We start from the raw sequence: 15255 nt of genomic DNA, 5'->3' as shown, positions 1-15255 counted from the left end.
CCCGTTAAAATGAAGGAAGCTCACTAAGATTATTTTCTTTCAGGCCGTCCGGCTCACTTCGTATGACATCCCTGCCATAGCGATGAATCAAATCGACATGGGCGAGCTTTCCGGCTTTTGCCTCTTCTAGAGCGGTTATATAATCCAGTTCCCGACCACTCTCGGTCTTGAAGGCGATAAGGTCATTGTCATTATTTCTTCTGACAGCAACAATTTGTTCTGCCCCTGTAGAAAGTTCATCAGCTATTTCCATTTTCGCCTGAATCTTACCTTGTTGCTTGTATTCTTCATAAATTTGTTCAAAATTCTTATTTTCCATTATACTCACCTCCCGAACATACGTTTAGTATTTGCGTTCCATTCCATCCATATGTACGGACTGACTAATGTATTTGTAGAACATAGAGTGTGTATTTTATGATAAATAAAATGAAGAGTGCCGTTCATACAGCACTCTTTTTAGGCCTAATTCAGTTTATCCAGTGCATTATTCAGCAATATTCTCTGATGTTCAATCGATTGAAGGGCATCTTCAATATTTCTTTTATATATAGAAAGAATACTCTGACCATAGGTAGTTCCTGGCACAGCCCACTTTCCATTCAGGTCCGTCCAGTTCGTTGCAGAACCTCTTGTAACCAGGGTAAACCGCGGGTCCACAAGTGGTGCTCCTTCAGGGAGTGGTTTAGTCGATGCATACGCGTAAAGGTGCTGGATATGAGCAAGTACCCCCTGTTCAGGCGTGGTGAATGAAGCCCCATCATTTCCGGGTCCAGTGGTACCAATCCCTGCATAGTTATTTTGAGAAGGTTTCACTTGTCCTGTGAATCTGAAATAATTGGTTTCATGAATGGCTTGTGCATATGCGATATCTCCCCAGATGCCGTAAAGGTCCCCATAGAAAGTGTAAAATTTCCCCACTAAGGGTGCGGAAGGATTCACTGCTTTCACAAATTCATCTAATTGTTGGGCTTGGATAATAGATGTTCCCATAATGGAATAATCAATACCAGGCGGCTGTGGGGGCTTAGTAGGTTCTGGTGGAACGGTTGGCGGAGGGTCCGTCGGCACAGGAGCTGGCACAGCCTCTTCTCTTAAAAGGAAGGCATCGATCCCCACCCGGCTTAATGCTATTATTTGATCTTCTGCATTTTCCCTCACTGAAAAAGCCCCAGTTTGAACCCGGAAATACGTTTTCCCGGAAACGACTACCACATCTATAAACGCTTCAAATGAAACAGCTTTCAACTTTTTCACCCGGTCTTCTGCATTCTTCCTTTCTGTAAATGACCCTGCGATCACTTTGAAAAGTGGCTGATTGCCCGAAACTTTTGCCGGAAGTGCAAGTGCTTTGGCAACGCCTTTTGCAAGCGAAATTCCCACTGCCTGTCTGAACTTTGTATCATTCAAGAGTGCAACGTCCTTTGGATTGTCAACAAACAACACTTCCACCAACACCGATGGCATTTTGGTTTCACGTAGCACATGAAAATTTGCTCTCTTCTTCCCTCTGTCTGTTACGTTGAATGGCTGAACGGCTTCTATTACTTTTTCGTGGATGGTTTTTTGATATGATAAAGTCTGTGTCGGTACACTCCCATTGTATACATAGCTTTCAAACCCTGTCCCTCCACCTGCATTATGGTGGATGGATAAATACAAATCCAGGTTCGAGCGATTGGCAAGGTCGGATCTATCTGAAAGAGATAAGGTTTGATCCCCGGTCCTCGTCATTAACACCTTCACATTGTAATTCGACACTAAATAATCCCTGACCACAACGGCCGTCAAAAGATTGAAGTTCTTTTCTTCGTTTCCTTTATATGTGGCACCAGGATCAGATCCTCCATGTCCCGGATCAATCATGATGGTTTTCAATTAATTTCCTCCTAAAAGCTTGACATATAGTACTATATTCTCAAATGGACAAGCATGCTTGGACAATTTCCTATCGCCACCCCTCTTCAATATAAAAAAGGTTCCCTGCTAAGGAACAGGAAACACTTTTTTACGTACGATTCTATATTCATGGAGGGGACTTTCTTATAGGGTTTAGTTTTTCTTTCTCTCTATTGTATTGCGAAAAACACGATCTTATTCACTTTATTCATTATCATTGTATTTCTTGACCGGCGGAGTTCCATACTGTGTTCGCTTCGATTTTTTCAGTATGAACTGTTGATCTTATAATCATTGTTTTTTACCTTAATATGGGGCCTAAGGGTTACCCCAAACTGTGCAACGTACGGATTTGAGAGGGAAGGAGATCCCATTTCTAAATTGGCATGAGTTACGGATGGACTGAGAAAAAGATATTGTAGAATTTTTCTTGCCAATGCATCACCTCCATAGAACACTTTATGTCGAAAGTGTCGGGTTGGTGAGGACAAGCAACTCATTTTTTTTAAAAATGGACAACTTTTTTCAGGTTATCATTCCTTACCATCATATCTGATTGAATGTTTTTCTTAAATAAACGAATGATAAATATAGAACAATTATGATGGGAGGTATTCAGTTGAAAAAATATGCGGTTTTATTGTTAGTTGTGATGGCGTCACTCTTTTCATTGCCTGGGGTGGCAGCAGCCAAGCAGGATTCCTGTATAAGTGAAGCGAGTATGAAGGTCCGGGAAGATATGAGGACATTATGGACCGATCATGTATTCTACACAAGGAATTACATCATTAGTGCAGTGGATGGGTTGGAAGACACCGATGTCGTACTGGCAAGGTTGCTTCAGAACCAGAAAGATATCGGGAGTGCAATCAAACCCTATTATGGGGAAAAAGCAGGTAACCAATTAGCGGATTTATTGACAGAACATATTGTACTTGCGGGAAAAATCGTAGAAGCTGCTAAAGCTGGCAAATCGGCTGACGTAGAGCAGCTTAATAAAGAATGGTATCGAAATGCCGACGATATTGCCCGATTCCTAGCAAGAGCCAATCCCAATTGGTCTGAAAAAAAATTAAAAGATTTGCTATACATGCATTTACAGTTCGTGACCGATGAAGCAGTGGCTCGGATTAAAAAAGATTGGAAAGCTAATGTCAAAAGCTTTGATGATGGTAAAGCACATATCCTTCATTTGTCTGATGCCCTATCTGATGGAATCGTGAAGCAGTTTCCTGATAAATTTTAATGAAAGGAGCTGGGAGTACCGTTTCCCAGCTCCTTTTAACATTTTATTCCTATCGTTATCTTATTTCTTCCACTTCAATTTCCTTGATGATGCGGGCAGGATTACCACCAATCACTACGTTGGATGGAACATCTTTTGTCACAACAGCACCAGAAGCAATGACTACATTATCCCCAATGCTCACTCCTGGGTTAATGATTGCTCCGCCGCCAATCCAGCAGTTGTCCCCGATAGTGACAGGCTTACCAAACTCAGGTCCCTTATTTCTCTCTATGGGATTTACAGGATGAGTGGCTGTGTATATATGTACCCCGGGTGCCAGCATACAATTATTTCCGATGCTGACTTTGCACACATCCAATATCACGCAGTCAAAATTAGCAAAGAAATTGTCTCCTACGTGAATGTTATATCCATAATCACATTGAAAGTTTGGTTCTAAATAAACGGTTTCTCCTGTTGAACCGAATAGCTGTTTTAGTGTAGAAACTCTTTTTTCCCCTTCTTCCTCCGTTGTAAGATTTAACATTCGCGTTAAATAGCGGGCTCTTTTTCTCTCTTCGATTAATTGTGGATCCCAGGGTTCATAAAGTTCACCCTGGAGCATTTTTTGTTTTTCCGTTTTCATGTAGACCTCCATCAATAAGTAGCTTTGAATTTATATTATCTAAAATTCCTATAATGTGCAAACGATTGCACCATTACGGATATCATTCTTGTTTGATCTCATGTCAGGTTTGACTATACGATAAAAGAAGCTATCTCTTTAGCATCATAAGAGATAGCCTGGCCAGGTGAATAGATAGCTTTGTAGTAGTGGGACCGCATACCTTAGTACTATTCATAAGTTAACTCTTTAGTTTTTATCATTAATAGAGTACCCGACTTTATCCGGTACAAGGTGATCAACTGTTTGTTCCTGACAAATTCTTATAGAGGTGGCGTATAGAAGCTGCACACCTTTTTCGATATCATCCATCTCGGCAAACTCTAATGGGTTGTGACTGATCCCTTTTTCACAGCGGACAAAGATCATTCCGTAATCACTGATATAGGACATAATCAGGGCATCATGGAACGGTCCGCTCATCAAGGTAGGAGAATCGAAACCGAGCTTTTCGTCCTCTTCCTTCATGACTTTTTTGATCCAATCGGCACAATACCTTGGTTCACTTCGCGTATCTTCTTTGATGTCGTATTTGAGATGATAAGTAGAAGCGGTTTCTTCGATCAGTTGATAAAGTTTTTGCTCGAGTTTGGTCCGTGCCTCAAGATCGATATCACGCAGATCAATTGTAAACTCTACCTTTTCAGCAATAATGTTTCTGGAATTTGGAAACACCTGCATACTTCCCACTGTCCCAACCGTTGTATCGGTTCCTTCTTCTTTCACCAGTTCATCGAATTTGCGAATGATTTCTGAAGCACCGACAAGAGCATCCTGTCTCATCTTCATCGGAACGGATCCGGCATGGCCGGCAAATCCTTCGAGTGCTACCGTCAACCAAATCGGCCCTGAAATTCCTGAAACAATTCCTACCGGCTTATCTTTTCCTTCAAGCACTGGTCCTTGTTCGATATGAAGCTCCAGGAAGGCCGCGATATCACCCTTCTTATATACAGGGCTTTGTGTCAGGTCTGTATCGACACCAAACTCCTTCAGTGCTTCCCTTCTAGTAACCCCAGCCTTGTCTTTCCGCTCAAGTTCACCCTCTTCAAGCATCCCTGCCAAAGCCCTCACGCCAAAGATGCCTTTATTGAAACGGCTTCCTTCTTCATCAGAAAAACATATCACTTCAATGGTCCGTTCAGGAATGATTCCATTGTCCATCATCGTATGAACCACTTCGATTGCTCCCAGTGCTCCCGCTGTCCCATCGAATCTGCCCCCATAAGGCTGTGAATCGATGTGAGATCCAAGAATAAGGATTGGTTTGGTATTATCCTTTCCTTCGAGCCTGCCAATCAGATTACCAAATCCATCAATCTTTGTCGTTAAACCAGCCTCTTCCATCCACTCTTTAACTTTGTCCACGCCCTGCCGATCCTCTTTCGAGTGAGCCAGGCGGCAAACGCCAGTTTCCCCAATTTTTCCGATTTCAGCTAGCTCTTGCAGATGAAGGTTTAATCTTTTTCGATTGATCGTCAATAGAATCATCCTTTACAAATAAATTTTAGACTTATTACCATTGTACGGTCTATTGTCCTGCTAATCATTAGACAGATTGTCAATGAATAGTGAAGCAAGATAAAGGCGATAAGGATCAATACACACTTCAGACCTTCCATATAAAAATAGGTTCTCTACCTAGACAACTATATCCTTCTTCCTTTCAAAAATAAAAAAAGAGAGGGGAATCCCCTCTCCAAAAATTGTCTCGTCAGTAGTTTGCTGTCCTTTTGGATTGCTGTAGTGAATAAATCAGCATTCCGAAGAAAACGAGTACCGCCCCCAGAATCAAACCGAGTGAGACAGTTGCGATTGATAGCATCTTGAAGAAGACACTCACTGCAACGACCATATAAAGTACGGCAAGCATCCGTTTGACGATGACGCCTGAAAATCGTTTAAGCTGGATGGAACCGATCGGTGTCCCGATCAACGCACCGATGATCAGCAAAATTCCGTGGCGATAGTCAAGTGACTCCCCTGTGTACATATATGAGGTGATCCCGGACAATACGATAATGGAAGCAGCAGATATACTGGTTCCAATTGCTTTGTTCAGATCAAGTTTGAGCCATTTCGTAAGTAAGGGAGTCATGACAAATCCCCCGCTGACACCCATTAGGGATGAAATCATTCCCGTGAATAAGCCTATGACGGGAGCTGCAAAGACTCCTTTAGGCTTCGAGTCCTGTTGTCGTTTACTTAAAAACTGGTAAGAAAACCAACTTAATATGGCAATATAGACAATTGAGATGAACGTCGATGCCCCGTTGATGGCATCAAGCCATTTTACAAATGGTACAGTCACTACAGAGCCTATGACTCCGAATACTCCAAGGAAAACCGCTAACTTTTTGGACACATTCTTTAAACGGAGATGTGACAGTGTACCTGTTACCGTAGATCCCAGAGTAAGCATCAAAGATAAGATGATGGCCTGACTAGGCTCGTAACCAAGGACCAGTAAGGTAGGAGTCAGAACAATTCCGCCCCCTATCCCGAAAAAACCTGAGATGACACCGATGACGGCGCCACCTATCATAAATAAAATCCATTCCATGTCGTACGTCACTTCCTTCATAGAACATTATACCTCTATATAAGTTATAATAGAAATGAATAATGATAATATAGTCGATTACGTTTATTAATGGAGGTATATGATGCAACTGGACTGGATCCGTACGTTTGTCACTCTTGCCCAACTTCAGCATTTCACCAAGACAAGTGAATACCTGAATTTATCCCAACCTACTGTCAGCGTCCATATTAAAAAGTTGGAGCAAGCCCTTGGTGCAGCACTCATTCACCGTTCCTCCACCAATCAGCTGTTTGAATTGACGCCTGCAGGTGAACGGGTATTTGAGCAAGGGAAAGAGATGCTGGAACTATGGAGGACAATGGAACAAGTCAATCAAGCAAAGCAGGAAATTCAATTACGGATTGGTTCCACTCACACCGTCAGTGATGTTTTGCTTCCCGATTTTGTCAAAAAGATCAAGGTCTTGTACCCTCAAGTCCGTTTACAATTGATGATTCACAATCACGAGACGATAGTGGAAGCTTTGAATACTAACAATCTCGACCTTGCCCTCGTAGAAGGAACAAAAGGTTTAGAGCCTTTTCATGTAGAGGTGATCAGTCGGGATGAACTCCGCTTCTTCGCTAGCAACAGGATGAACCTCCATTCCTCCCCCTTCATCCTCAGGGAAAAAGGATCAGGGACGAGGGAATATGCGGATGACTTCTTAAAATCAGAGCGAATTGTACCGGTTGAAGTCCTTGAAGCAAGCAGTCATTTCTTAATCAAACAACTTGCTGTAAGGGGACTCGGGATCGCATTTCTTTCAAGCTCCATGGTCAAAGACGAGGTGCTCCAAGGAAAACTCGTCCCCATTGAGCCATATATTGTCCACCGCCCCATTTATGCGGTTCATCCTGAAACAGCCACTTCAGATCCAGTCATAAAAGAACTGATATCCTTGATTGAGCATTCAAATTAAATAGAGGGACGGACCTTGTTTTCAAGGTCCGTCCCTACTAAAGCAGGAATTGAATTAAATTTTCTAAAACTCAAGCAATACTTGATATGAAATTCTGTTATCAAAAAGTACACTTAAATTATTCTTTTAAACGAGGTGAGTATTATGTTTGATATGACAAAGGTTGGGAAACAAATTGCACATTTAAGGAAGAGACACAACATTACACAGATGGCACTCGCTGATCAGCTTGGGGTCAGCTTCCAAGCAATCAGTAATTGGGAGCGGGGCAAAACCATGCCGGATATTTCCAAACTACCCGAACTAGCAAAAATATTTAATAGCAGCATCGATGATTTGTTAGACAATAGTAAAGGGACAAATCTGGTAAAAGTATTGGTTGAGAATGAGTTTTTGGTTGATTCGCAACCAATCGATAAGGATGAGTTGATCAACGTTGCTCCCCTTCTTACTGAAGACCTGGCAGACAGCTTGTATCAGAAAGTAGAAGGAGAGCTTTCACTTGAGGATCTATCTTTAATAGCTCCATTTATTCATCAAGATTCAATAGACATTTTAGCCAATAACCAATTTCAATTGAATGGTCTAGCAGGTTTGACCTCCATCGCCTCTTATATCAGTCAGGATAAGATTGATGAATGTGCCAAGAAAGAAGTTGAGTTAAGAGGGATGGTAGGATTAGCACCGATGGCATCATTTATCAGTCAAAAGATCATTGATGAGTGTGCTCAAGAGGAATTTGAAGCGAATGGAATAGAAAGTCTTGCCTCCCTGGCTCCATTTATTACTCAATCTGTTATAAATGAGGGTGCTCAGAAGGAGTTTCAGTCAAATGGATTACATTCCCTATCTGCTCTTGCCCCATTTATCAGTCAAGAAACATTAAGTCACTGTGCTAAAGAAGGTTATCACAGGGATGGAATACATTCACTCGTATCAATCGCACCTTTCATTCAGAAAGATTTTCTAAATGAACTCGCCATAGACGCCATCACAAAAAAAGGAATGCAGGAAATCATCCCGATCATGCCATACATCGACCACCACGTTGTTGAAGAAAGGGTTATTAAGTAAGAAATAAGTGGGACGGACCCCAAAGTGGAGGTCCGTCCCTCTTCAATAAAGTAATTACCCGTTCGCTTCAGAACGATCAACCACTGCTGCACCGACGATGTCGCCGGTTACGTTAGATGCGGTTCCACCCATTCCGATAATGGCATCGACTCCTGCAATGAGGGCGACTATTTCGAGCGGTAAGCCGAACATCGTTAAGACTGCAGATAATGTAACCAATCCTGCAGCAGGAACTCCAGATGTTCCTATAGACAGTAAAGTCCCGACCAGCACGATCATCAACAGGTCGGTAACGGAAAGGTGCAGATTCGTCACATTTGCTGCGAATACAATCGATACACCCATTCGTAAAGCTCCACCGTCTGAATTGAAGATAGCGCCTAATGGTAACGCGAAATTCGCCGTTTTCTCAGAGATCCCCGCTTTTTTGGCAGACTGAATGGCCACCGGCAAAGATGCGATACTGCTGGATGTAAAGAAAGCAGTGCTGTATGCTTCTTTCGTCTGTTTGAAGAAAGTGATGACAGAGTTACCCGTCACCTTCAAGAATCCAGCATATACGACAACCCAAAGAAGAAGAAGTCCTAGATAAAAGACCCCGACAAACTTCAGTAGGGACTGGATCGTTTCCCATCCCTGCTGACCAAATGTAGCCGCACTGATGGCAAACACCCCGATGGGAGCATAAGCCAACACCCCTCTAAGGAGGATATAAAACATTTCGTTAAAGGCTGTGAAAACTTTATCCAGTAGTCCCCCATATTCCTGCATCTTGCTATCTGCAGAAAATTTCATCCATGAAATGGAAACCCCCATGATGATGGCCAGGAACATGATGGCCAGAGTATCACCTCCGGCAAAAGCCTGGAACAGGTTATCAGGAATAATTTGCAGCAAAACATCCCCAAACTGAGGTGCTTTCGGTTCTTCCACTTGTGTATTAGGCAGTTCCAAATTGGTTCCAGGGTTGAACAGGAACGCCAAACCAAGACCGATGAAGACAGCGGCTGCCGTGGTGGCTGCATAATAAAGAATCAGCTTCCACCCCATCCGACCAAGCTGCCTCATACTCATCTTGTTCACTGCTTGAACTACGGTGAGGAATATCACTGGAATGGCAATCAAGCTAAGAAGGTGAATAAGTACCGTCCCAAATGGTTTCAGAATCTCAGCATCTGATTTAAAGACAAGACCGACGATGATCCCTAAAAGGAACCCGACGGACATCTTCAAAACAAAAGGCGCTTTCATATATTGCTTCCATATGTACTTCATTTCATCTACGTCCTTACCTATATTTTTTTCAGATATTCATTATATCACTTTTACAGGGAAGGGACGGACCTTGTTTTCAAGGTCCGTCCCTCACAATTAAAAGGCCCTTACTCTTTTCTCCGCTTTTCCATTTCACTTTTATAATCATCATAATTTCCACTGTAGCTTTTTAATGTGTAATCTTCAACGGCTATGATCCTTTGTGCCATTCTATTGATAAAGTAGCGGTCGTGTGAGATGAAGAAAATGGTACCAGTGAATTCGTCCAGGGCTTCCTCAATCGTTTCGATCGTATCAATATCCAGATGATTCGTCGGTTCATCCAGAATCAATAGATTGATATCCTGAAAGAGTAACTGAGCAAGTTTTAATCGGATTCGTTCTCCCCCTGAAAGGTGTTTTACTTTCTTGAAAACACTGCCTTTGTAAAACATGAACTTCGAAAGATACTCACGCGCCTTCCCTTCCAGAATAGTGATGTTCTCCCGGAAAGCATCAAGGACGGTGACCTCTTCGTTATTAAATGTAATGATTTGAGGTAAATAGGCGGCTTTTACATTTGCTCCAAATTGGATTACTCCCTCATCAGGTTGATCTTCACCGATAAGCATCCTAAGGAAAGTGGTTTTTCCGCATCCATTTGGACCTAACATCCCCACTCTTTCTCCGTGACGGACCATGATATCAGTATTGGCAAATATCAATTTCTCCCTAAACTGTTTCGATAATCCAACTCCTTTAATGGTCTCTTTCCCCGACCTTCCTGAAGCATTCACATCAAGCTGCATGTTCCTTCTTTCAAAAACGGGTTTATCAATATGCTCGATCTTGGATAACTTTTTCTGAACGCTTGCAGCCCTTTTAAAGAACTTTGTATTATCCGCCCTCATTGCCCAATCTCGTAAGCTTATGACCGTATTTTCCATACGTTTGATCTTCTTTTGCTGCTCTTTGAAATGTTCGTATTGGATTCTCATATTCTCTTCTTTTTGAAGCACAAAAGAACTGTAATTCCCCTTATAGGAAATCGATTTTTTATCTTCAATTTCCACAATTCTCGTGACTACATTATCTAAGAAATAGCGATCATGGGAGACAATGAGGACCATACCTTTATAGCTTTTCAGGTAACCCTCCAGCCATTCGATCGATGACATATCCAGGTGATTCGTCGGTTCATCCAGAAGCAGGATGTCCGGCTGATGGATCAACAGCTTCCCTAACCCGACGGTTGTTTTTTCACCACCACTTAACAGATCAAAATCACGCTCCAACAAGCTTTCTGTAAGCTGCAGTCCCGTACACACCTTGCTTATCTTCTCATCCCGCTCATAACCTCCCTTCACTTCAAATAATTGAATGAGGTTACTATATCGGTCCATTGCTCTAGCAAGGTCATTCCCTTCCAGCACACTCATGTCATGTTCCAATTGACGCATATCTGATTCAATTCGATCCACTTCCTCAAATGCTGAATAAAGGACATCCCTCGCCTTCAATCCTGCCGGGTATTTTGGCGATTGTTCAAGGTAGGCACTGGTTGCGCCATTCGAGATGTGGATGAGACCTTCATCGTATCCGTAACTTGAAGTCTGGGGGTAGCCAGGATAATAATTCATGGGCTCTATGCCTGCAATCACCTTTAAGACTGTACTTTTCCCGGATCCATTCTCCCCGACGATTCCCACTTTGTCTCCTTGAAAGACTTCAAGAGAAACATCTTCAACAACAAGTGTTGCTTCCATATATTTTTTGATTCCATTTACTTTTAACTCCAACATATACGTCCCTTCTTTCGTTAACATGAAGTTACGCTAGTTATGGCCAGGTTAAAAAAGGCTTACTTCTATTCATTTATTGCAATAAAAAAAGACCATAAGAAAGGAATCCTTCCTACAGTCTTATATCATGATCAACATCTGATCCATAAAGAAGACACCTATGTCATACAAGTTGCTGCTGACGTCGCATACCTCTTCATGAAAATATCAACTTGATATCAGGAAAGTAAGTTTCCTTCTAATTGCCTGATCCCATAAAGAGCATAACAAATAAACCCATCTTCCATAGGCACTTTTAGCTCCATACAAAATCCGTATTAATTTAAAAATAAATTAATCAGCAATTAGTTGGATCCATAAACTTACTATCCCTCCCCGTAACATTTTCATTATTATCTCATTATTAGATAATTTTGTAAATAGAGGGACGGACCTATATTTTTCAAAGGGAGTTCCGTCCCTCTCTAAAACCATCACTTGCCTATAAAGCCGCCTTCTGATTTGATCAATTGTCCTGTGATCCATCTGGATTCTTCACTGGCAAGGAAGTTGATCAGTCTTGCAGCGTCTTCTGGTTCCCCGATACGGCCGCTTGGAAACATGGGGAGCAAATGATTTCTGATTTCATCAGTGATCCACCCTGAATCTGTCGGGCCGGGATCAATTGAATTAACTGTGATCCCAACAGGAGCAAGTCCGACTGATAGCGGTTCCGTTATGGCAATCAACATTCCTTTTGACGCAATATATGCTAAATTATTTGGGTCCGGTCCTTTAGAAACCATGTTGATAATCCGACCATGACTGTCCCCCGGGAAAGCGCGCTCATATCGCCTTGCAAATTCCATCGTTAACAATATAGTACCGCTATTGTTCACCTGGTAATGCTTATCAAGAATGCTTTTATCAAGTGTTCGGAAGTTTGCCGGTGCTTCATAAGTTGCATTGTTCACTAATATTACAGGTGTGCCTAGCGTTTCCTGTACTTGGTCCATCAATCGTGAAGGAGATGTTTCATCACTTAGATCCAGCTCCATATGAGCAACACGCACTCCTGTATTGAGTAACTCCTCACATAGAAGTTGAGGAAAGCTATGATTTACTCCTGTTCCACTCATATCGTCAAATGAACTCAAATGAGTAAAAAAGACATCAGCACCTGCACGTGCAAGCGAACGACAAATGGCTGCCCCAATTCCCTTATCTCGACTTGCTCCCGTCACAATGGCTATTTTGCCTGTCAGATTTGTCATAATGTGTTATACCTCCTTTTTAATAGAGGAAAAGATACTCGTTAGTCCCCTAAATATTTTCATAGATTTCCAGTAGCGTACCCTCCGGATCACGAAAATGAGCGACCTTCATCCCCCAATCCAATTTCTCCATGGGCCTGGTGATGAATTCCACCTTTTCTTTCAGTTTTTCATATGTATCCTCGACACTCGCCACCTCAAAAATTAAAGCAAATCGTTCACCTTGCTCCCGTCCTACAATGTTTCCGGAGTTGAGGGCATCCGTCATCTGTTTCCTCTCAAATATCCCTAAGTGTGTTTGTCCAACTTTAAATTGTCCATACAGGGAGTTTTCATCACCCCACGATACTTCAAAGCCCAGGACGTTTCTGTAAAAAAGAAAGCATTTTCTATAATTGTCCACCAATAGTCTGGTATGTGTTAATTTCAATTCAAAAAACCTCCCTTAACGATCTATTTCTACCAATTATTTCTAAACACTTTATTTCTCGCAATCTTTTTTATTTTTAAAAAAGAGTTGGAAAGTGAAGAATTTAATAAAGTAATGACATAATAAAAAGCCCAGTCAACCGAAACTGGGCTTTTCAAAACGATTGATGGAACGTGGAATGGAGAGCATCCCATGGTTGCCAGAGTCACGTCATTGCCCTGTCCCTCCACCTGAATCTCGTCCGCCCCATGGTGTAGTTACGGTCTTCCCCTGGTTTCGCTCCAGGGTCTATCCCAGGTATGTGGCGGTCGTTCTCTCTTCGCTTGCGTCTGATGTCAATGGCCAACGCAAATACTAAGGTTCCTGCAATTAAAACAACAAACCACAGCATTTATATCTCCCCCTTATCATCATATGTTGAGGATGGAATTCAAATGCAATCCTTGTTTCAGATAGGATCAGGCAGTTTAAATGGTTATTCGTCCGGAGCAGTCTTGAAAAGATGAAATCTGATTAATGTTCTGCGAAGGTCTTTCTGAATCCATAAAACGGTCTGTATCCTTTTTGTTCATAATAGGTATGAGAAGACGTGTTGGTCAGCATTTCAATTCTTGTCTTTGGAAATAGCCCATGAACGTATTTGAGCATAGCATCTCCGATTCCCAACCCGCGGAAATCTGCGTGGACCAGTAGTTCACAAATAAACAATGTTACAGATTGATCCGTAAGTCCACGGATATACCCGATTACTCTCCCATTAAACTCTGCAACATATGCAATGTTCGAATGCTCCCATGCATCCTTTGTACTTTCCATATTTTCCACAAGATTATTCCAGTTTTCTTCTCTATTTAAAGTATGTATATTGAAAAAATCTTCCGTTTCGTATGCCCTTATTTCTATGAGGTCTTCATTTTTCAAGCGTATTTGCATCTTAAATTTCCTCCCATTGTCTAGTCCAATAAAATCCCTCTAACTCTCTACAAAATACTTCATTCCAACGTTCGTCAAAAAATAAAAGAAAGTTATGACTTTACTTTAACATAATTATCCATCAACCCTGATGTTTTTTTAAAAAAGAAGCTCAATCATCAGATTGGCTTCTTTTACTCCTATCCATTCCAATTCACTACTGGTTTGTCGATTTGAGGTGGAATCCCCAATTCTTCACCAGCAGCAAAAATCAATTCTTTTCTAAAGTAATAACTAATATGGTGCACAATCTTCCCATTCTCCACTTCCTGGTACTGGATATCATGGATTTCAGGTCCATTCGTTCCCTCTGAAAGCATGACTATGACATGACGGCCCCATAAGCAGTATTCCACAGCCCTCATACCAGGGACACCATATTTCATGGATCCGGAACGCATCTCTCCCTTGCTGTATTCCTGGAAACCGAGGGCAGCCTCATTGTGGGCTTCTTCATTGATTAGCGTCATAACCGCTTCGATATCACCTTCATTCATTGCATTCAGGTAGGCTTGGATGACCGGATGAGTCTCAGATACCGGATGTTGAGACCTGCTCTCGAGTAGGTCGACAGATTGCAACTTCTCTTTCATTCGACGGACCGTTGCATAGACCGCTCCCGGAGTTGTCCTGACCATCCCTGCCACTTCCCTTGCATCGAATCTGAACACTTCTTTTAACAAAAAGACCGACACCTGCCTCGGGTAAAAAAGATCAAAAAGGATGTGTAAGGCTTCCTCTGCCTCCAGACCATCTGTGAAGTTTTCTTGAGGAAGTTCATCTTCCTCAAGGAGACCGACATGTCTTTTTTCTTTACGGCACTGGTCAATCCACGTGGTTGTCGCCATACGATACAAATAGGCTTTCGGGTTAGTCGGGTGCCAACGCTGGTAATAGCCTCCGAATGCTTTTAGCATGGTATCCTGAAATAAATCCTCTCCATCCCAGGGTGAGCCCGTTAAATAACGGCAATACCTCCACAAGCCTTCTTTGAATTCTTCCATCATGGCATTGAATTCAATCGCCAATTCCCTGTTTTTTTCCGTAAATGATTCTTTCATTTTTTCCTGCATGTTCATCCCCCTCTAATTGATCGTTCATATGTAAAACGTTTAGACAATGCAAAATTATACGGAAACAGCAAAAAAAATA

At 42.0% G+C, this 15255-nt stretch carries 14 protein-coding genes; 3 read left to right on the top strand and 11 right to left on the bottom strand.

Translation table 11 applies throughout. The features are described from left to right. Positions 1-4 precede the first annotated feature (4 nt). Both BVI01S_RS16815 and BVI01S_RS16810 read right to left on the bottom strand, forming a co-directional pair. On the bottom strand, positions 5-319 hold the full coding sequence (locus BVI01S_RS16815; RefSeq protein ID WP_061811007.1) for a DUF3892 domain-containing protein: 315 nt from the start codon (positions 317-319) through the stop codon (positions 5-7). A 146-nt stretch (positions 320-465) separates the two neighbouring features. Beyond that, positions 466-1878, bottom strand: coding sequence for an N-acetylmuramoyl-L-alanine amidase (locus BVI01S_RS16810; RefSeq protein WP_061811006.1), 1413 nt, complete (start codon positions 1876-1878; stop codon positions 466-468). A 625-nt stretch (positions 1879-2503) separates the two neighbouring features. Between BVI01S_RS16810 and BVI01S_RS16805 the strand changes: the two genes are divergently transcribed. Next, a complete protein-coding gene (locus BVI01S_RS16805) occupies positions 2504-3145 on the top strand; it encodes a hypothetical protein (RefSeq protein WP_061811005.1) in 642 nt (213 codons plus the stop codon). Positions 3146-3200: 55 nt separating this feature from the next. On the opposite strand, the gene BVI01S_RS16800 is transcribed toward BVI01S_RS16805, so the two are convergent. The 3 genes from BVI01S_RS16800 to BVI01S_RS16790 all read right to left on the bottom strand — a co-directional run bounded on the left by BVI01S_RS16800 (position 3201) and on the right by BVI01S_RS16790 (position 6396). Further along, positions 3201-3773, bottom strand: coding sequence for a sugar O-acetyltransferase (locus BVI01S_RS16800; protein ID WP_061811004.1), 573 nt, complete (start codon positions 3771-3773; stop codon positions 3201-3203). A 228-nt stretch (positions 3774-4001) separates the two neighbouring features. Then, positions 4002-5303: a M20 family metallo-hydrolase gene (locus tag BVI01S_RS16795; RefSeq protein ID WP_061811003.1), complete on the bottom strand. Its 1302-nt coding sequence runs from the start codon at positions 5301-5303 to the stop codon at positions 4002-4004. A 223-nt stretch (positions 5304-5526) separates the two neighbouring features. Beyond that, the gene (locus tag BVI01S_RS16790) at positions 5527-6396 is read right to left on the bottom strand and encodes a sulfite exporter TauE/SafE family protein (RefSeq protein ID WP_229595119.1); all 870 of its coding nucleotides are present in this window, start codon (positions 6394-6396) and stop codon (positions 5527-5529) included. Between the two features lie 79 nt (positions 6397-6475). Here BVI01S_RS16790 and BVI01S_RS16785 point away from each other — a divergent pair, with 79 nt between their 5' ends. Both BVI01S_RS16785 and BVI01S_RS16780 read left to right on the top strand, forming a co-directional pair. Beyond that, positions 6476-7318, top strand: a complete 843-nt coding sequence (locus tag BVI01S_RS16785) for a LysR family transcriptional regulator (protein WP_082804766.1) — start codon at positions 6476-6478, stop codon at positions 7316-7318. A 144-nt stretch (positions 7319-7462) separates the two neighbouring features. After that, positions 7463-8392, top strand: coding sequence for a helix-turn-helix domain-containing protein (locus tag BVI01S_RS16780; RefSeq protein WP_061811001.1), 930 nt, complete (start codon positions 7463-7465; stop codon positions 8390-8392). 54 nt (positions 8393-8446) lie between these two features. Here BVI01S_RS16780 and BVI01S_RS16775 read toward each other — a convergent pair whose 3' ends face one another. The 6 genes from BVI01S_RS16775 to BVI01S_RS16745 all read right to left on the bottom strand — a co-directional run bounded on the left by BVI01S_RS16775 (position 8447) and on the right by BVI01S_RS16745 (position 15176). Beyond that, entirely contained in the window at positions 8447-9667 is a 1221-nt protein-coding gene (locus BVI01S_RS16775) for a dicarboxylate/amino acid:cation symporter (protein ID WP_061811000.1), read from the bottom strand. Positions 9668-9774: 107 nt separating this feature from the next. Further along, on the bottom strand, positions 9775-11448 hold the full coding sequence (gene abc-f / locus BVI01S_RS16770; RefSeq protein WP_082804765.1) for a ribosomal protection-like ABC-F family protein: 1674 nt from the start codon (positions 11446-11448) through the stop codon (positions 9775-9777). Between the two features lie 473 nt (positions 11449-11921). Then, positions 11922-12701 carry an SDR family oxidoreductase gene (locus tag BVI01S_RS16765; protein ID WP_061810999.1) on the bottom strand — a complete coding sequence of 260 codons (780 nt, stop codon included), beginning with the start codon at positions 12699-12701 and terminating at the stop codon, positions 11922-11924. 49 nt (positions 12702-12750) lie between these two features. Continuing rightward, entirely contained in the window at positions 12751-13131 is a 381-nt protein-coding gene (locus BVI01S_RS16760; RefSeq protein ID WP_061810998.1) for a VOC family protein, read from the bottom strand. A 513-nt stretch (positions 13132-13644) separates the two neighbouring features. Beyond that, on the bottom strand, positions 13645-14064 hold the full coding sequence (locus BVI01S_RS16750) for a GNAT family N-acetyltransferase (RefSeq protein ID WP_061810996.1): 420 nt from the start codon (positions 14062-14064) through the stop codon (positions 13645-13647). Between the two features lie 179 nt (positions 14065-14243). After that, a complete protein-coding gene (locus BVI01S_RS16745) occupies positions 14244-15176 on the bottom strand; it encodes an RNA polymerase sigma factor (RefSeq protein ID WP_061810995.1) in 933 nt (310 codons plus the stop codon). Between the last annotated feature and the right edge of the window lie 79 nt (positions 15177-15255).

It is taken from the genome of Rossellomorea vietnamensis NBRC 101237 (genome assembly GCF_001591825.1).
Lineage (GTDB): Bacteria > Bacillota > Bacilli > Bacillales > Bacillaceae_B > Rossellomorea > Rossellomorea vietnamensis.
This window is presented reverse-complemented; position numbering and strand designations above follow the sequence as displayed.